Genomic DNA, 16,782 nt, shown 5'->3' on the forward strand with positions numbered 1-16,782 from the left:
CCGCCGGCCGGGTCAGGGGTGGAAGATGTTGCCCGTGGGGATCTTGGGACGGCCGAGTTCGGCCGGTTCCCCGGCGCGGGCGCGCCGGTAGACCTCGACGGTCGCCTCCGCAATGTGCGCCCAGTTGAAGTCCACGGACAGCCGGGCGCGGGCCGTGCGGGCGCGCCGCTTCGCCGATTTCCGGTCGCGCAGCACCGAATCGACGGCCGTCCGCAACGCGACGACATCGCCGGGATCGAACGCGAGCCCGGTGATGCCGTCGATCACCACCTCGCCGAGCCCGCCCGCGGTCGAGGCGATCAGCGGCGCCTCCGAGGCGGCCGCCTCCAGCGCCACGATCCCGAACGGTTCGTACCGGCTGGGCAGCACCACGGCGTCGGCGGCGGCGAGCGCGGCCCGCAGTTCCCGGTCGGGCAGATGGCCCGCGAACCGGACCGCGCGACGGATGCGCAGCTTGCGGGCCTGTTCGACGAGCGGTTCGAGGTGCCGCCCGCGCCCGGCGACCACGACGCGCGTACCGGGGTGGTCCCGGCGGATCTGCGGCAGCGCGGCCAGCAGGTCCTGCACGCCCTTCTCCCATTCCAGCCGCCCGAAGTACAGCAGCAGCGGTTCGCCCTCCGGCGCGTAGGCCTGGCGTGCTTCGGCGATCTCGGCGGGCGGCACCCGCCAGCCGCGTTCCTCGATGCCGTTGTGGATCACGGTGATGTCCTCGGCAGGCACCTCGAACAGGCCGGCCACCTCGGTGCGCATCGCCTGCGAGCAGGTGATCAGCTCGTCGGCGCGGTTGGCCAGCCACCATTCCGCGGAGTGCACCTGCTGGTTCAGCGGATGGGACAGCCAGCCGGAGTGGCGGCCCGCTTCGGTCGCGTGGATGGTGGCGACCAGTGGCACGCCGGTCGCGTCGGCCAGCGCGATCGCGGGGTGGGCGACGAGCCAGTCGTGCGCGTGGATCACCTCCGGCTGCCAGGTGCGCAGCAGGGTGAGCCCGGCGCGGACCATCGCATGCCCCATGGCCAGGGTCCAGGCGACGAGGTCCTGCTCGAAGGTGACGTGCATCGGGTCCTCGGCGACCCGGATGATCCTGACCCCGTCCACCATCCGGTCGGTGGTGGGATGTGTGTGCGCGTCGGTGCCCGCGACGTGCCGGCACAGCACGACGACCTCGTGCCCGTCGCGCGCCAGATGCCGGGCCAGGGCGTGCACATGGCGGGAGAGCCCGCCGACCACGACGGGCGGGTATTCCCAGGACAGCATCAGCACGCGCATGAGGGGAGGTTACTCACAAGTCAACTTGCACCAGAACTGCCGGAATGCCCTCGCCCGCGAGATAGTGACTTTGGTCACCCGTCGTTTTCCCTTTTTGTGACACGGTTATCGCCGACCGTCACCGGTCCGGTCGCAGGAGCAGACGGGCGTCCAGATGACCGAACACCCGGTCGTCCAGCGGCAGCGGGACCCCCTTCTTGCCCTGGGCCAGTGCGTCGAACCGTTCGGTGTGCACGCGGGCGCGGCGCCGCGCGTAGTCGGCCGCGGAATCCTTGGTCACCATGAAGGCCCAGTCGCTGGAGAGCGCCAGCATCGCCTCGTTGACGGCCAGGTCCAGCACCGGGTCGCGCAGCGCGGGCGCGGTGAGCGCGAGCAGGCGGCGCTGCAGGGCGGCGTTGGCCTCGACCATGTCCGCCACCTGCTCGCCATCCCAGACCCGCCAGTCCTTGCCCGAACCCCAGGACGAGGCGGGAAGGTCGACGGGGGCGCCGAGGTGCCCGGCTTCGAGCGCGCCGCGCAGCGTGCTCACGCGGACCCCGGCTTCGGGCAGGGCCCGCAGAACGCCCTCCAGCCAGGCAGGCCCTTCGTGCCACCAGTGGCCGAACAGTTCGGTGTCGAAGGCCGCGACCACCAGCGAGGGCCGGCCGTGCTGCTCCCGCAGTGCGCGCAGGCGCGCCACCACGGTGTCCACGAAGTCCTTGACGTGCAGCCGGACGGTCTCCGCGGCGAGGGCGGGATCGTAGGGCGCCTTGTCCTGCGGGGCGATCTGCTTGCCGGTCACGCGGGAGGCCTTGAGCCCCACTTCGTGCGCCCACGTGTGGAAGTCGCGGTAGTGGGCGTGCCCGGGGTAGCCCGCCTTCGGCGACCAGACCCGGTAGGTGACTTCGAGATCGCGCCCGAAGCACACCACGTCGGAGGAACCGACGGGGCGTGCCGCCGCGGTGTCACCGTGCAGGGACGGGCCGTCGACGAGGAAGCGGCGGACCCCGGCCGCCGCGTACCCGTCCTCCATGCCCGGCGCGTACCCGCATTCCGGGGCCCAGATGCCCTCGGGGCGGTGCCCGATGCGCAGTTCGGTGTCGTCCAGTCCCGTGCGCAGCGCGAAGGACCGGATCCGCTCGTCCAGCAGCGGCTGGAACGGGTGGGTCAGCGGACCGCCGATCAGCTCCAGCACCTCACTGTCCACAAGAGACCGGAGCAGGGGTGAAAAGCCGTGGCGCCACGTGGTTTCGAAATCCTCCTGCGCGGAGGTGGCGGCCAGGTACTCGGCCGCGGCGAGGTCGCGCAGCACCTCGTCGGACCGCCACAGGGTGCTGGCCTGCAGGGCTCGCAGCTGCCAGTGCCCGAGCCATTCGTGGAAGGTCCGCAGTGCGTACGGGTCGTCGAGCTGGGCGGCCAGGACGGGGGTGACTCCGAGGGTCAGCACGTCGCGCCTGCCCTCCTCGGCGAACCGGCGCAGCAGGTTCGCCACGGGAAGGTAGGAGTGGGCCCAGGCCTGGTAGAGCCATTCCTCGCCGACGGGCCAGGAGCCGTGGTGCGGCAGCCAGGGCAGGTGGCTGTGCAGGACCAGGCAGAAGGTCCCTTCGGGGTTCGTGCTCATGGCCGCACCGCCACCGCGATCAGGTCGAGGCTCTCGTCGAGGCGCTCGTCGTGGATTTCGAAGTCGCCCGCGCCGATCGCGGTGATCTCGGCCAGCAGTCCGGCAGGCCAGCGGGCCTGTCCCGGCAGCTCACCCATCACCACCTCCAGTTGCGCGTCGATGATCGACCCGCCGTGGCGCTCGTCCAGCGCCCGTAGGGCGGGACCGTGGTGCAGGCCCCGCAGCGACTCCACCGCGAACCCGGCCTCCCGCAGCAGAGCGTCCAATTCGGACGCGGAGAGCTCGCGCGTGTGGTACGGGTTGAGCGGCGTGTCACTGCCGGGGGAGAACGTGATGCGGTTGGGGGTGGTGACCACCAGGCGGCCGCCGGGCCGCAGCACGCGGAAGCATTCGGCGAGAAAGCCCGCCTGGTCCCACAGGTGCTCGATCACCTGGAAGTTCGCCACCACGTCCACACCGGACGACGCGACCGGCAGCCAGGCGAGGTTGCCGCGGACGGGGTGGACCTCGGGGTAGCGGCGCGCCACGTGGTCGACGGTCGGTTCGTCGTAGTCGATACCCACCACTCGCCGCGCCTGCCGTGCGATCAGCGCGGCGCCGTAGCCCTCGCCGCAGCCTGCCTCCAGCACCGTCGCCCCGGCGCAGACGGGCGCCAGCGCCAGGTAGGCCGCCTCATGCCGCCGGAACCAGTAGTTCTCCTCCGGTATCCCCGGCACGGTTCGTTCCCCGGTGAGGTGCAGCGCTTCGGCGCGCGCGGATGAGGTGGTCACAGGCCCAGACCCTACTGGCCGCTGTTCACGGCCACTTCCGCAAGACGACCGACCACGAGGAGTCGTCGATGCGGAACTCGGGCACCGGCGATCCGGCGCGGGCCATCGCGGAGCGGATGCGCCAGATCCCGCGGCCGAACCGGTTGACGTAGCCGAGCGCCTTCATCGCCCTGGCAAGGCCGGGGTTGCGGTAGTCGTTGACCCGGTCGAAGTTGTCCGCCCTGACCTGCCCGAACGGGCCGCCGGGATTGGTGACCTCGATCCGGTCGTCGAACCAGGCGATGCGCACCGGCGCGTTCGAAACCTCGTACTCGCGGTGCATGATCGCGTTCATGCACATCTCGCGCAGCGCCTCGAGCGGATAGTCGGGCAGCTGCTCCTCCCGGAACAGTTCGGTGCCCTCGGCGAGCCGGGTGCGCAGGTGGCCGGCGAGCAGCGCGCTCAGGCGGGTGGCGGTGCCGACGAGGTTGCCCCGCAGCTCGTGCTGGTCCACCACGGGGGCATCCAGATCCGTGCCCTGGTAGCGGATGAACTGCACGTACGCGCCCGGCACGTGCGCGCTGGGGTCCTTGCCGAGGGCGAGCACACCGAGGGCGGTGGGCATCCCGCCGGGCGTGGTCAGTCGCAGCCAGGCCAGGTCGGCCTCGACCGGCCGCTGGTTCTCCTCCAGCGACTCGACGGCCACGAAGGCGGGCAGGTAGGTGGTGCGGAACAGGCGGATGTCCAGATCGCTTTCGGTCGCGGTGAGCACCGGCCGGGCGTCGAACGGAGCGGCGGCGAAGCGCTTGGTTTCGGCGAGCAGGGCCTGCTCGTCCGGACCCGCTTCACGAGTGATCGTCCCCGACTGGTGCACTCAGCCGCTCCCTTGCGTTCAAGCACATTGAGATGGGGGTTAACCCTATCGGGTGAGCTGGCTGATCCGTTACAGGTCCGCCCCGAACTGTTCAGGCGGGTGACACGGTGATGCTCACGGCCCCCGGGCCGACGTGTGCGGCGATCACCGCGCTGGCCTCCACCACGATCAGTTCCCGCAGGTGGGGGATCCGCTCCCGCAACTCGCCGACCAGGGTGAGCTCGCGGTCGCTGGGCCGGAAGCAGGACACCGCCAGTTCGGCGGGCCGGTTCCCGGCCCGCTGGGCGGCCACCTCCGCCAGCCGGGCGAGCGCCCGGCGGCTGCCAGGCACCCGCGCCAGCGGAGCCACCTCGCCCTCCTTCAGGGTGAGCAGCGGTTTGATCGACAGCGCGGTGCCGAACAGGGCGGAGGCCGCCCCGATCCGCCCGCCGCGACGCAGGTACTCGAGGGTGTCCACGTAGATCAGTTCGGAGCTGCCGGTGAAGCGCCGTTCGGCCGCCTCCATCACGCGGTCGACCTGCCCGCCCGCGGCCGCGGCCCTGGCGGCCGAGAGCACGCCGTAGCCCAGGCTCATCCCGGTCGTGGCGCTGTCCAGCACGTAGACCGGGGTCCGGACCTGGTCGGCGGCCTGGCGGGCGGCCTGCACGGTGCTGGACATCCGGCCGGACAGGTGCAGGCTGACCACGGCGGCGGCGCCCTTGCTCGCCGCGTCCTGGTAGGCCCAGAAGAACGCGCCGGGGTCCGGGGGCGAGGTTCTGACGTGGTGTCCCGCCCGCAGTGCCTTGACGACCTCGGCTCTGTCGAACCGGTTCTCGTCGTCGATCCGGTCCGCCACCTGCAGCTGGAGCGGGATCACCTGGACGCCCCATTGGCGGACGAGCTGGCTGGGCAGGGAGGCCGTCGAGTCGGTCACGACCGCAACGTGGTTGGACACGGGGTGTGAGGCTAGCCCGAAAGGGCTATTCCGTGTACCCCATCGGTAGAGCGGCTACCCACGGTAGCCCCAACGCCGGGAAAGAATACTGGGACCATGGTCCCAGTAATTTGGCGATCGAGGTGAATGCCGTCACCTCGGCGGGCCAGCGCCGGGAACCTTCCCTACGCTACCGGCTAGTAGGGCTGATATCGGGAGGTCGAAGGGGACCCATGACAAAGATTGTTGTCCTGGTCAAGCAGGTGCCAGACACCTACTCGGAGCGCAAGCTCTCCGACGCTGACCACACGCTGGACCGCGAATCCGCGGACGCCGTGCTCGACGAGATCAACGAAAAGGCCGTCGAAGAGGCCCTCAAGATCAAGGAAGCCGGCGAGGGCGAGGTCACCGTGATCTCGGTCGGGCCCGACCGCGCCACCGACGCCATCCGCAAGGCGCTGTCCATGGGCGCCGACAAGGCGATCCACGTCTCGGACGCGGCGCTGCACGGCTCGGATGCGCTGGCCACGGCGAAGGTGCTCGCGGCCGCGATCGGCAAGGTCGACGGCTACGACCTGATCATCGCGGGCAACGAGGCCTCCGACGGCCGGGCAGGGGCGATCCCCGCCATCCTCGCCGAGCTGCTGGGCCTGCCGCAGCTGACCTACGTCCGCGAGCTGACCATCGACGGTTCCACCGTCAAGGCCGACCGCGAGACCGAGGACGGGCTCACCCATCTCGAGGCCGCCCTCCCGGCGCTGGTGAGCGTGACCGAGAAGATCAACGAGCCGCGTTACCCGTCCTTCAAGGGCATCATGGCCGCGAAGAAGAAGCCGGTCGACACCCTCACGATCGCCGACCTCGGCATCGACGCGAGCGAGGTCGGCCTGGCCAACGCCGCGTCCGTCGTGGCCGAGGCGGCCCCGAAGCCGCCGCGCCAGGCCGGGCAGCGTGTCGAGGACGAGGGCGACGGCGGCGCGAAGATCGCCGAGTTCCTGGTCGGCCAGAAGCTCATCTGAGGGTAAGGAGACGAATCAATGGCTGAGGTTCTGGTTCTCGTCGACCACGTCGACGGCGAGCTGAAGAAGTCCACCTTCGAAGCGCTGACCGCCGCCCGCGCGCTGGGCGAGCCGTCGGCCGTCGTGGTGGGCGCGCCCGGTACCGCGGGCAAGTTCTCCGAGGCCCTCGGTGCCTACGGCGCCGCCAAGGTCTACGTGGCCGAGTCCGCCGACGCCGCGGGCTACCTGGTCACCCCGAAGGTCGACGCGCTGGCCCTGCTCGCCGAGCGGGTCTCCCCGGCGGCCGTCGTGGCCTCGGCTTCGGCCGAGGGCAAGGAGGTCACCGGCAGGCTGGCCGCGCGCCTCGGCGGCGCGCTGCTCTACGACGCGGTCGGCGTCAACTCCGACGGCACCGTCGAGCAGTCCATCTTCGGTGGCGCCTACTCGGTGAAGACGAAGGCGGCCAAGGGCCTGCCGGTCATCTCGGTCCGCCCCGGTGCGGTCGAGGCCGTCCAGGCCGAGGGTGCCGCGGCGCAGGAGAGCATCGAGCTCCCGGCGGTGGACGCGGCCAAGTCGGCCAGGATCACCGGGGTCGAGCCGCTGGTCGGCGGCGACCGCCCCGAGCTGACCGAGGCCTCGATCGTGGTCTCCGGTGGCCGCGGTGTCGGTTCCGCCGAGAAGTTCGAGGTCGTGGAGAAGCTGGCCGACTCGCTCGGCGCGGCGGTCGGCGCCTCGCGTGCCGCGGTCGACTCCGGCTACTACCCGGCGCAGTTCCAGGTCGGCCAGACCGGTAAGACGGTCTCGCCGCAGCTGTACATCGCACTGGGCATCTCCGGGGCCATCCAGCACCGGGCCGGGATGCAGACCTCGAAGACGATCGTCGCGGTCAACAAGGACCCCGAGGCGCCGATCTTCGAGATCGCCGACTTCGGTGTCGTGGGCGACCTGTTCAACGTCGCCCCGCAGCTGACCGAAGAGGTCGCCAAGCGCAAGGGCTGATCCCCTTTCCGCACAGCCCGCGAGGCCGCCGCCATGGTGATTCCGCCATGGCGGCGGCCTTTCGGTTTCCGGGTTTTCCGAAGCCGGGGTACCGGGGGTTCACGCAAAGTGCATAAAGACGTCATACCGCGGGGGTCCTGATGGTCGCCGTGGCCTCGGTAGACCTACATCCATGACGCGGTCACAGCTACTCGTCAGCACCGATTCGCCCGGTGACGAACCCGCCGACGGTGCTCCCCGCTATTCACTGCTCGTCGCCTCCGAACCGGAAGAAGTCGTTGCCGCGCAAAGACTTCGGTATCTCGTCTTCGCGGAAGAAATGGGCGCGACCCTGCACACGCCATCCCCGGGGCTCGACGTCGACCGATTCGACGAGTTCTGCGACCACCTCGTGGTGCGGGACGACAACACCGGCGAAATCGTCGGTACCTACCGCATGCTCCCGCCCCAGCGCGCGGCCGAAGCCGGCGGCCTCTACTCCGACACCGAATTCGACCTGGGCAATCTGGACGACCTGCGCGGCTCGCTGGTCGAAACCGGCCGTTCCTGCGTGCATCCCGACCACCGCAGCGGCGCCGTGGTGAGCCTGGTGTGGGCGGGCATCGGCCGGTACATGCTGCTGGCCGGGCACCGCTACCTCGGCGGGTGCGCCTCGGTGCCGCTGACCGAGGGGGGCACCTACGCCGCCGGGGTCTGGGACGCCATCCAGGCCAAGCACTACGCGCCCGAAGCCCAGCGCGTCACCCCGCTGAACCCGTGGGAGACCGCCGGGATCGCCCGGCCGTCGCGCGCGATGCTGCCGCCGCTGCTCAAGGGCTACACGCGGCTGGGGGCGAAGGTGTGCGGACCGCCCGCGCACGACCCGGACTTCGGCGTCGCCGACTTCTTCACCCTGCTCGACCTCCAGCAGGTCGACGAGCGGTACCTGAAGTACTTCCTGGGCGGCGGGCGGTGAGGCACGCGTGGATGCCCGTTTCGCCGTGCGGCGACGGGTGTCTCACGACGGGCGCGCCCACCGTTTCCCCGGTGCGGCGGCTGCTGCGGTGCGCTGCGGCCGCCGCCGCGGTGCTGCTGGCGTTCCTGGTGCTGCCGCTGCTGCTGGTGGTCCGCGGCCGGGTGCGGGAGCGCTTGGTGCGCCTGGTGTTCCGCTCGGTGCTGCGTGCTTTCGGGGTGCGTCTGGTGGTGCACGGCGGCGAGGAACTGGCCGCCGTGGACGGCCGGGGCGCGCTCGTGGTGAACAACCACATTTCGTGGCTGGACATCATCGCGGTGAACGCGGTGCGGCCGATGCGGGCGCTGGCGAAGCGGGAGATCGCGGACTGGCCGGTGCTGGGCACCCTGGTCGCGCGCGGCGGCAGCATCTTCCTCGACCGGGAACGGCTGTCCACGCTGCCCGCCACGATCGCGGAACTGGCGGCGGCGCTGCGGGCCGGTTCGCTGGTCAACGTCACGCCGGAGGGCACCACCTGGTGCGGGTTGGCCTCGGGCCGGTTCGCCACGGCGGCCTTCCAGGCCGCGATCGACGGCGGGGTGCCGGTGCGGCCGATCGCGCTGCGGTACCGGCTGGCGGACGGCCGGGAGACCACGCAGCCCGCGTTCATCGGCCCGGAGTCGCTGATCGACTCGCTGCGCCGGGTGGTGCGCCTGCGCGGGCTGGTGCTGGAGATGACCGTGTGCGAGGAGATCGCGCCGGGACGGGCGGCCGACCGCCGCGAACTCGCCGCGCTCGCCGAATCGGCCGTGCACTCCGCGCTGGGCACCGTGCGGACGCCCGCCCGGCGCCGCCGCCGGCCGGTGGGCGTGCCGCTGGCGGGGTGAGGCAGGCAACTGTCCCGGGAGGCCCCTGTGGCCACCCAAGGGGCGATCAGACGGTCTACCCTGGTTAAGCGATGACCTATCTCGACCATGCGGCGACGACCCCGATGCTGCCGGAAGCCGTTGCGGCGATGAGCCAGGCGCTGTCCTCCGTGGGCAACGCCTCCTCGCTGCATTCCTCCGGACGCCGGGCCCGCCGGATGGTCGAGGAGGCCCGCGAGGGGATCGCCGCCGCACTGGGCGCGCGCCCCTCGGAGGTGATCTTCACCGGGGGCGGCACCGAAAGCGACAACCTTGCCGTCAAGGGGATTTACTGGGCGCGCCGCCAGGCCGACGACCGGCGCCGCCGGGTACTGGCCAGTGTGGTGGAACACCACGCCGTGCTCGACGCGGTGGGCTGGCTGGCCGAGCACGCCGGGGCCGAGGTCACCTGGCTCGAGGTGGACGCCCACGGCCGCGTGCAGCCGGAGACGCTGCGCAAGGCCGTCGAGGCCGACCCCGGCGCGGTGGCACTGGTCACCGTCATGTGGGCGAACAACGAGGTCGGCACGGTCAACCCGATTCCCGAACTGGCCGCGATCTGCGCCGAGTACGGCATTCCGCTGCATTCCGACGCCGTGCAGGCCGTGGGCGCGGTGCCGGTCGACTTCGCCGCCTCCGGCGTCAGCGCGCTGACCCTGACCGGGCACAAGCTCGGCGGTCCCTACGGTGTGGGCGCGCTGCTGCTCTCGCGCGATACCCCTTGTGTGCCGCTGCTGCACGGCGGCGGCCAGGAACGCGACGTCCGTTCCGGCACCCTGGACGTGCCCGCGATCCACGCCTTCGCCACCGCGGTCCGGGCCGCCGTGGCCGAGCTCGGGGAACGTGCGAAGATCGTGTCCGCGCTGCGGGACGAGCTCATCGAGACCATCCTGCGCGAGGTGCCCGACGCGGTGCTCAACGGCGCGCCGCCCGGTGACGGGCGGTTGCCCGGCAACGTGCACTTCACCTTCCCCGGCTGCGCCGGGGACAGCCTGCTGATGCTGCTCGACGCCAAGGGCATCGAATGCTCGACCGGTTCGGCCTGCACGGCCGGGGTGGCCGAGCCGAGCCACGTGCTGCTCGGGATGGGCGCGGACCCGGTGTCGGCGCGCTGTTCGCTGCGGTTCTCGCTCGGGCACACCTCGACGCGGGAGGACGTGGCGGCGGTCGGCCGGGAGATCGCCGCGGTGGTGGCCAGGGCCCGGCAGGCGGGACTGTCCGGGATGCGCAGGCAGAAGCAGGAGGTGTGATGCGGGTACTGGCCGCGATGAGCGGGGGAGTGGACTCGGCGGTGGCGGCCGCCCGCGCCGTGGACGCCGGGCACGAGGTCGTCGGGGTGCACCTCGCGCTGTCGGCGAAGCCCGGCACGCTGCGGACCGGGTCGCGCGGCTGCTGCACCATCGAGGATTCGCGGGACGCCCGGCGCGCTGCCGACATCCTCGGGATCCCCTTCTACGTCTGGGATTTCGCCGAGCGGTTCACCGAGGACGTGATCGAGAGCTTCGTCGGCGAGTACGCGGCGGGCCGCACCCCGAACCCGTGCGTCACCTGCAACGAGAAGATCAAGTTCGAGGCCCTGCTGGACAAGGCGATGGCGCTCGGGTTCGACGCGGTGGCCACCGGGCACTACGCGCGCTTGTCCATTGTGGATGGCGTGCCAGAGCTTCGGCGCAGCGCGGACGAGGGCAAGGACCAGTCCTATGTGCTCGCTTCGCTCACCCCGGAACAGCTGCGCCACTCGCTGTTCCCGCTCGGGGATTCGCACAAGAGCGACGTGCGGGCCGAGGCGGAACGGCGTGAACTGGCCGTGGCCCGCAAGCCCGACAGCCACGACATCTGCTTCATCCCCGACGGCGACACGAAGAAGTTCCTGGAGCGCAAGCTCGGTGAGCGCCCCGGCGACCTCGTCGACGCCGAGACCGGTGCCGTGCTCGGACGGCACACCGGCGTGCACGGCTTCACCATCGGCCAGCGCAAGGGACTGGGGCTGGAACAGCCCGCGCCGGACGGCAGGCCGCGCTACGTGCTGTCCCTGGAACCGGTTTCCGGCACCGTGAAGGTCGGCCCGGCCGAGCGGCTCGCCGTCCGCGAGATCCACGCCGACCGGCCCGTGTGGCCGGGCGAGCACCCGATCGAGGGCCCGACCGAATGCGTGGTCCAGGTCCGTGCGCACGGCGGCACCGCGGAAGCGGTGGCCGAGGCCGGGGACGGGGCCGAAACGGTGCGGATCCAGTTACGGGAGCCGCTGCGAGGAGTGGCGCCCGGCCAGGTCGTGGTGCTCTACCGGCCGGAGCCGGCGGGCGATCTCGTGCTGGGCAGCGCGAAGATCACCGCTACAGCGTGAGCTTGAAACCCTTGTGGCTGGCGGTGAAACCCAGCCGCTCGTAGAACCGGTGGGCGTCCGTGCGCGTGCCGTCGGAGGTCAGCTGGACCAGGGCGCAGCCGCGGCGGCGCGCCTCGTCGATCGCCCACCGCATCAGCTCGCCGCCGAGCCCGGCGCCCCGCCGGTCCGCGCGCACCCGCACCGCCTCGACGAGCGCCCGCGTCGCGCCGCGCCGGGACAGCCCGGGGATGAAGGTCAGCTGCAGGGTCCCGACGATCCCGCCCGCGTCCTCGGCCACCGCGAGCAGTTGCCGCGGATCGGCGTCGATCTCGGCGAAGGCCCGCCGGTACGGCTCGAAGTCGTCGAGTGACTCCCTGGCGCTGCCCAGCCTGTCGTCCGCGATCAGGGTCACGATGTGCTCGACATCTCCCGCCCGGGCACGTCTAATGTGGATTTCGTTCACTCACCCGAGTATGGCACCGTCGCCAGGAGGGTTCCCATGACCTCACTTCGCTCCAGTACCGTCGCGGACATCCTCCGGCGCAGCGCCGCCAGGACGCCCCAGCGCGTGGCGCTGCGGTTCGCTGACCGGGAGTGGACCTACGCCGAGCTCGACGCCACCGTCACCCGGGCCGCGGCCCACCTGCTTTCGCTCGGCCTGGCCAAGGGCGACCGGGTCGCCGCCTACGGCAAGAACTCCGACGCCTACCTGATCGGTTTCCTCGCCTGCGCCCGCGCCGGACTGGTGCACGTGCCGATCAACTACAACCTCACCGGCGACGAGCTGGACTACCTGCTCACCCAGTCCGGCAGCTCGCTCGTGCTGGCCGATCCGGCGCTGCTGCCAAGGATCGAGGACCGGGTGCGGGCCGTTCCGTTGCGTGACACCGAAGACTCGCTGCTGCGGACGGCGAGTTCGGGCGCGGTGCCCGAACTGGACGCCGAGGTGTCCGACACCGATCTGGTGCAGCTGCTCTACACCTCCGGCACCACGTCCCGGCCCAAGGGCGCCATGATGACGCACCGCGCCCTCGTGCACGAGTACCTGTCCTGCCTGGCGGGCCTGGACCTCGCCGCCGACGACGACCCGCTGCACGTGATGCCGCTGTACCACTCCGCGCAGATGCACGTCTTCCTGGTTCCCTGGCTGGCCGTGGGGGCGACGAACACGCTCCTGGAGGTGCCCGATCCGGGCGAGATCCTGCGGCGCCTCGCCGAGGACCGGCACGGCGCCTTCTTCGCCGCCCCGACCCTGTGGGTGGCGCTGGCCAACCACCCCGACTTCGCCACGCTCGACCTCGGTGCGCTGCGCAAGGCGTACTACGGGGCGTCGATCATGCCGGGACCGATCCTCGAGCGGCTGCGGGAAGCCATGCCGCAACTGGGTTTCTACAACTGCTTCGGCCAGTCGGAGATCGGCCCGCTGGCCGCGATCCTCGGCCCGGCCGACCACGCCGAGCGCCCCGAATCCGCGGGCCGCGCGGCCCTGTTCGTCGAACTGCGTGTGGTCGACGACCAGGGCAACGACGTGCCGGCGGGCGAACTCGGTGAGGTCGTCTACCGCTCGCCTCAGCTGTGCCTGGGGTACTGGGACAAGCCCGAAGAGACCGAGGAGGCCTTCCGCGACGGCTGGTTCCACTCCGGTGATCTCGTGCGCCAGGACGAACAGGGCTACCTCTACGTGGTCGACCGGATCAAGGACGTGATCAACACCGGCGGGGTGCTGGTCGCCTCGCGCGAGGTGGAGGACGCGCTGTACACGCATCCGGCGGTCGGCGAGGTCGCGGTGGTCGGCGTGCCGGATCCGAAGTGGATCGAGGCGATCACCGCGGTCGTGGTCTCCAAGGACGAGGTGACCGCGGACGTGCTGGTCGAGCACGTGCGGGAGCGCCTGTCGGCGTTCAAGGTGCCGAAGGCGGTCCACTTCGTGGACGAACTGCCGCGCAACGCCTCGGGCAAGATCCTCAAGCGGGAGCTGCGCACGAAGCTGGGCGGCGCCTGACGATTGCCGCGTTCCGGGCACGTCCGCCGGGCGAGTCCCACGCTCGTGCGCATGTGTCCCACCTTCAGTCAGGTGAGTCCCACGCTCAGGCGGGTGTGTCCCACGCGCAGGCAGGAATGGGCGCCGTGAGGGGCCCCCTCACAGTCGAATCGACCGTGAGGGACCCTTCACGGCCAACATGCACGCGACATTGCCGGAGCCCTGGCCGATACGACCGTGAAGGGACCCTTCACGGCACAGTGCCAGGGCGGGCACCTGTCGTCGGGAACGGTTACGGCAGGCGGTAGCGGAGCACGCCGTCGGCCTCGGTGGCGGCCAGTTTCCCCTGGTAGACCAGCAGATCCAGGTGTGCCTTCGTCTCGGACACGGCCAGCATCTGGTTGAACGGGTCGAGTTCGGCGAGGCGGCGCTCCCGCCGGGTCCACCCCAGTCGCTGCGCGGCCTCGTAGGCCGTGGTGGCACCCGCCACGACCGTGTCGGCGGTGGTGGCCAGCCGCTGTTCGTGGTGCGCCAGCAGTTCGTCCACCCGCTGATGCACGCTTTCCGACACCGGGCCGTGCGCGGGCAGCATCCGGCGGTCGGGCATGCCGCGCACGAGCCGCAGCGAACCGAGGAAGTCCCGCAGCGGCATCTCCGTTTCGGCGGGCTGGAACCCGATCGACGGCGTGATGTGCGGCAGCACGTGGTCACCGGTGAACATCAGCCCCGCGGCGCCGTCGTCGAAGACCACGTGGCCCGCGGTGTGGCCGGGCGTGTGCACCACGTCCAGTTCGCGTTCCGGCAGCACGGTGAACCGGCCCTCGGTCAGCCACTGGTCGGGGTCTTCCCAGAGCGTCGTGTCGCTTTCGGCGGGCTGGTCGCCGAACATCTTGCGCAACTCGTCCACCACCGGGTCCGCACCGGCCTGCCACAGCAGCCGGATCTGCGCGGTGATGGGTGTGCCCTGCGGGTTCGCGGTGATCTTCAGCGAGGCCTCTTCGTGCTCGCCGAGCGCGATCTTGTTGCCGAACTCCCGGCGCAGCGCCACGGCCTGCGTGTAGTGGTCGCGGTGCACGTGGGTGACCAGGAACTGGCTGATGTCCCCGAGTTCGGCCCCGATCGCGGCGAGCGCGGCGCGCAGTTGCTCGCGGGCCTCGTCCAGCGCCCAGCCGGAGTCGATCATCACCAGGCTGGTGCCGTCGGTGATGGCGTAGACGTTGACCGCGCGGAGGCCGTCATTGGGCAGCGGCAGCGGGATCCGGTAGACACCGGGCGCCACCCGGTAGATCCCGGGTTCGGCCCACGGACGTGCTGTGTCCTCGGCGAGTGGTTCCACGCGACCTCATCGTCCCTTCGCTCCCTGTTCGATTACTGTGAAACGATCGGGGACGGATTGTCTACACGCTCACGTTGAGACGCGCGTCACGTGTCGCCTTCGCCCTGCTTGAGTGCGGTGTCGACGGTCAGCGCCGAGGCCACCACCATGCTGGCCAGTGGATCGGCGAGATGCCCGTGCACCTCGACCACGTAGTTGTCGGCGGTGGTGAAGGCCTCCTCGAGGTACCCGGCGAAGGTCTTGGTGATCCGCGCGACCTCCGCGCCGGCCCGGTCGGTGATCGTGAAGTTCCACGCCCGCCAGTTCTCGGCGCGCAGTTCGCCGACCGGTTCGCCGCGCGCGGTGAACGAGAACCGGATCTTGCCGAACACGTTCTCCTGGTTGATCTCACCGATCGGGGAGTCATCCGGGCGGGTGACCAGGAATCGTGATCTGACCATTTTCGCCGGACGCGTCACTTTCAGTACGACACTGCCGCCGACATCGCGGACCTCAAAACGGTGAGACAGTTGGCGGTCGTAATTAGTCAGCAGCCTCACGGCTTTCCGGAACAGGCTTTGACCCACCTCGGCCACGGCGCCGAGCGGGTGGCCGTACTGGTCGAAGACCCCGAATTCGCTGACCGTCTCGACCAGTCTGGCCTTCTGGTTGACCACCAGGATCGGCTCGGTGAACAGCGTGCCACCGCCGGCGCGCCGTGAATCGCCTGTCATGGTTTCAAAGCCTAGCCACGGAAAACCGGTGGCGGGAGCGTCCCGGCGAATTGCGGAGAAATGTCGGAATCCCCGCCTCGCCGCGGCTTCCGATGCGCTTTCGCCCAAATCCGGACGCGGCGCGCGGGGTGCCGGGGCGGCCGCATCGCGACACCGGTCACAATGGGGGCCGTGACTGAACGAGCCTGGCCCGCCGGAGCCGCCACCGGGATCGGTTCCCTGCCGGGGTCCGATCCCGCCGAAGCGGCCGCCGTCGTCTTCGGTGAGTTGCCCGAGTTCCCGCACCTGCCCGAACTGCCCGCCCGGGGCGTCGGCGCCGATCTGCTCGGCCGCAGCGCCGCGCTGCTGGTCGACCTCGCGGTCGAGGTCGTGCCCAGCGGGTACCGGGTCGCCACCCACCCCGGTCACGACCACCGCCGCGCGGTGGACCTGCTGCGCTGGGACCTCGACGCCGTGCAGGAGGCCGCCGCGGGCACGCCGCCGGTGATCAAGACGCAGCTCGCCGGGCCGTGGACGCTGGCGGCGGGCATCGAACTGCCGCGCGGCCACCGCGTGCTGACCGACCACGGCGCCGTCCGGGAGTTCACCGAATCCCTGCTCGAAGGGCTGGCGGCGCACGTCGCCGAGTTGAAGGCCCGCACCGGCGCCGAGGTCGTCGTCCAGTTCGACGAACCCGCGCTGCCCGACGTGCTGGCCGGATCGCTGCCCACGCCGTCCGGCTACGGCACGGTGCCCGCCGTCGACGAACCGCGCGCCCGCGAGCTGCTCGCCACCGCGATCGAGCGGGCGGGCGAGCTGACCGGACAGCCGGTGGTGGTGCACTGCTGCGCGACCCGGCCGCCGGTCGCGCTGCTGCGGTCGGCGGGCGCCGGAGCGCTCGCACTGGACGCCACGCGGCTCGACGGCTCGCCCGCCACACTGCTCGACGACCTCGGCGAGACGCTGGACAGCGGCGTGGTGCTGTTCCTCGGCCTGGTCCCCGCCGTCGAACCGGCGACCCGCCCGACCCTCAAGGAGGTCGCGGCACCCGCGTTCCGCCTGGTGGACCGCCTGGGGTTCAACCGGTCGGTGCTGGCCACCCAGGCCGTGCCCACTCCTGCCTGCGGTCTGGCCGGGGCGGGCGCCGGCTGGCTGCGCCGGGCCCTGTCGCTGACCAGGGATGTGGGCAAAGCGTTCGTGGAGCCCCCGGAAGGC

Annotated in this window: 16 protein-coding genes; 8 read left to right on the forward strand and 8 right to left on the reverse strand. The window is 71.2% G+C overall.

The features are described from left to right. Nucleotides 1–12: 12 nt before the first annotated feature. The 5 genes from FNH05_RS00535 to FNH05_RS00555 all read right to left on the reverse strand — a co-directional run bounded on the left by FNH05_RS00535 (nucleotide 13) and on the right by FNH05_RS00555 (nucleotide 5,423). Complete coding sequence (locus tag FNH05_RS00535; protein ID WP_144584734.1) at nucleotides 13–1,266, reverse strand: glycosyltransferase family 4 protein; 1,254 nt, start codon at nucleotides 1,264–1,266, stop codon at nucleotides 13–15. Nucleotides 1,267–1,384: 118 nt separating this feature from the next. After that, complete coding sequence (locus tag FNH05_RS00540) at nucleotides 1,385–2,866, reverse strand: 1,4-alpha-glucan branching protein domain-containing protein (RefSeq protein ID WP_144584735.1); 1,482 nt, start codon at nucleotides 2,864–2,866, stop codon at nucleotides 1,385–1,387. Further along, a complete protein-coding gene (locus FNH05_RS00545; protein WP_144584736.1) occupies nucleotides 2,863–3,636 on the reverse strand; it encodes a class I SAM-dependent methyltransferase in 774 nt (257 codons plus the stop codon). Before FNH05_RS00545 ends, FNH05_RS00540 begins: the two co-directional genes overlap by 4 nt. Nucleotides 3,637–3,661: 25 nt before the next feature. After that, nucleotides 3,662–4,489, reverse strand: a complete 828-nt coding sequence (locus FNH05_RS00550; RefSeq protein ID WP_246127386.1) for an ATP-binding protein — start codon at nucleotides 4,487–4,489, stop codon at nucleotides 3,662–3,664. Nucleotides 4,490–4,580: 91 nt separating this feature from the next. Continuing rightward, complete coding sequence (locus FNH05_RS00555; RefSeq protein WP_144584737.1) at nucleotides 4,581–5,423, reverse strand: DegV family protein; 843 nt, start codon at nucleotides 5,421–5,423, stop codon at nucleotides 4,581–4,583. Between the two features lie 212 nt (nucleotides 5,424–5,635). On the opposite strand from FNH05_RS00555, the gene FNH05_RS00560 reads away from it, so the two are divergent. The 6 genes from FNH05_RS00560 (at nucleotide 5,636) to mnmA (ending at nucleotide 11,579) form a co-directional block, all read left to right on the forward strand. Continuing rightward, nucleotides 5,636–6,421, forward strand: a complete 786-nt coding sequence (locus tag FNH05_RS00560) for an electron transfer flavoprotein subunit beta/FixA family protein (RefSeq protein WP_144584738.1) — start codon at nucleotides 5,636–5,638, stop codon at nucleotides 6,419–6,421. A gap of 18 nt (nucleotides 6,422–6,439) precedes the next feature. After that, the gene (locus FNH05_RS00565) at nucleotides 6,440–7,399 is read left to right on the forward strand and encodes an electron transfer flavoprotein subunit alpha/FixB family protein (RefSeq protein ID WP_144584739.1); all 960 of its coding nucleotides are present in this window, start codon (nucleotides 6,440–6,442) and stop codon (nucleotides 7,397–7,399) included. 172 nt (nucleotides 7,400–7,571) lie between these two features. Beyond that, nucleotides 7,572–8,354, forward strand: a complete 783-nt coding sequence (locus tag FNH05_RS00570; RefSeq protein ID WP_144584740.1) for a GNAT family N-acetyltransferase — start codon at nucleotides 7,572–7,574, stop codon at nucleotides 8,352–8,354. Then, nucleotides 8,351–9,217, forward strand: coding sequence for a lysophospholipid acyltransferase family protein (locus FNH05_RS00575; protein WP_144584741.1), 867 nt, complete (start codon nucleotides 8,351–8,353; stop codon nucleotides 9,215–9,217). The genes FNH05_RS00570 and FNH05_RS00575 overlap by 4 nt, the downstream gene beginning before the upstream one ends. A 71-nt stretch (nucleotides 9,218–9,288) precedes the next feature. Continuing rightward, entirely contained in the window at nucleotides 9,289–10,485 is a 1,197-nt protein-coding gene (locus FNH05_RS00580; protein WP_144584742.1) for a cysteine desulfurase family protein, read from the forward strand. Next, on the forward strand, nucleotides 10,485–11,579 hold the full coding sequence (mnmA, locus tag FNH05_RS00585; RefSeq protein ID WP_144584743.1) for a tRNA 2-thiouridine(34) synthase MnmA: 1,095 nt from the start codon (nucleotides 10,485–10,487) through the stop codon (nucleotides 11,577–11,579). Before FNH05_RS00580 ends, mnmA begins: the two co-directional genes overlap by 1 nt. Here the strand turns inward: mnmA and FNH05_RS00590 are convergent. Then, nucleotides 11,569–12,012 (reverse strand): GNAT family N-acetyltransferase, encoded by a 444-nt coding sequence (locus FNH05_RS00590; protein ID WP_222426465.1) that lies wholly within the window; start codon nucleotides 12,010–12,012, stop codon nucleotides 11,569–11,571. The two genes, mnmA and FNH05_RS00590, sit on opposite strands and share 11 nt — an antisense overlap. A gap of 45 nt (nucleotides 12,013–12,057) precedes the next feature. Here FNH05_RS00590 and FNH05_RS00595 point away from each other — a divergent pair, with 45 nt between their 5' ends. Further along, complete coding sequence (locus FNH05_RS00595; RefSeq protein ID WP_144584745.1) at nucleotides 12,058–13,560, forward strand: fatty acyl-CoA synthetase; 1,503 nt, start codon at nucleotides 12,058–12,060, stop codon at nucleotides 13,558–13,560. 271 nt (nucleotides 13,561–13,831) lie between these two features. On the opposite strand, the gene FNH05_RS00600 is transcribed toward FNH05_RS00595, so the two are convergent. Together FNH05_RS00600 and FNH05_RS00605 are read right to left on the reverse strand one after the other, a co-directional pair. Then, nucleotides 13,832–14,875, reverse strand: a complete 1,044-nt coding sequence (locus FNH05_RS00600) for an MBL fold metallo-hydrolase (RefSeq protein ID WP_144584746.1) — start codon at nucleotides 14,873–14,875, stop codon at nucleotides 13,832–13,834. A gap of 86 nt (nucleotides 14,876–14,961) precedes the next feature. Continuing rightward, nucleotides 14,962–15,588, reverse strand: a complete 627-nt coding sequence (locus tag FNH05_RS00605) for an LURP-one-related/scramblase family protein (RefSeq protein WP_144584748.1) — start codon at nucleotides 15,586–15,588, stop codon at nucleotides 14,962–14,964. A 171-nt stretch (nucleotides 15,589–15,759) separates the two neighbouring features. On the opposite strand from FNH05_RS00605, the gene FNH05_RS00610 reads away from it, so the two are divergent. Beyond that, a partial coding sequence (locus FNH05_RS00610; RefSeq protein WP_144584750.1) for a uroporphyrinogen decarboxylase/cobalamine-independent methonine synthase family protein occupies nucleotides 15,760–16,782 on the forward strand: 1,023 nt, incomplete at its 3' end.

It is taken from the genome of Amycolatopsis rhizosphaerae, assembly GCF_007713715.1.
Taxonomy (GTDB): Bacteria; Actinomycetota; Actinomycetes; order Mycobacteriales; family Pseudonocardiaceae; genus Amycolatopsis_E; species Amycolatopsis_E rhizosphaerae.

Bases quoted from the DNA above. Each gene is read 5' to 3' on its own strand.
- FNH05_RS00535 (WP_144584734.1), bottom strand. From the start codon at position 1,266: ATGCGCGTGCTGATGCTGTCCTGGGAATACCCGCCCGTCGTGGTCGGC.
- FNH05_RS00540 (WP_144584735.1), bottom strand. From the start codon at position 2,866: ATGAGCACGAACCCCGAAGGGACCTTCTGCCTGGTCCTGCACAGCCAC.
- FNH05_RS00560 (WP_144584738.1), top strand. From the start codon at position 5,636: ATGACAAAGATTGTTGTCCTGGTCAAGCAGGTGCCAGACACCTACTCG.
- FNH05_RS00565 (WP_144584739.1), top strand. From the start codon at position 6,440: ATGGCTGAGGTTCTGGTTCTCGTCGACCACGTCGACGGCGAGCTGAAG.
- FNH05_RS00570 (WP_144584740.1), top strand. From the start codon at position 7,572: ATGACGCGGTCACAGCTACTCGTCAGCACCGATTCGCCCGGTGACGAA.
- FNH05_RS00580 (WP_144584742.1), top strand. From the start codon at position 9,289: ATGACCTATCTCGACCATGCGGCGACGACCCCGATGCTGCCGGAAGCC.
- mnmA (WP_144584743.1), top strand. From the start codon at position 10,485: ATGCGGGTACTGGCCGCGATGAGCGGGGGAGTGGACTCGGCGGTGGCG.
- FNH05_RS00595 (WP_144584745.1), top strand. From the start codon at position 12,058: ATGACCTCACTTCGCTCCAGTACCGTCGCGGACATCCTCCGGCGCAGC.
- FNH05_RS00605 (WP_144584748.1), bottom strand. From the start codon at position 15,588: ATGACAGGCGATTCACGGCGCGCCGGCGGTGGCACGCTGTTCACCGAG.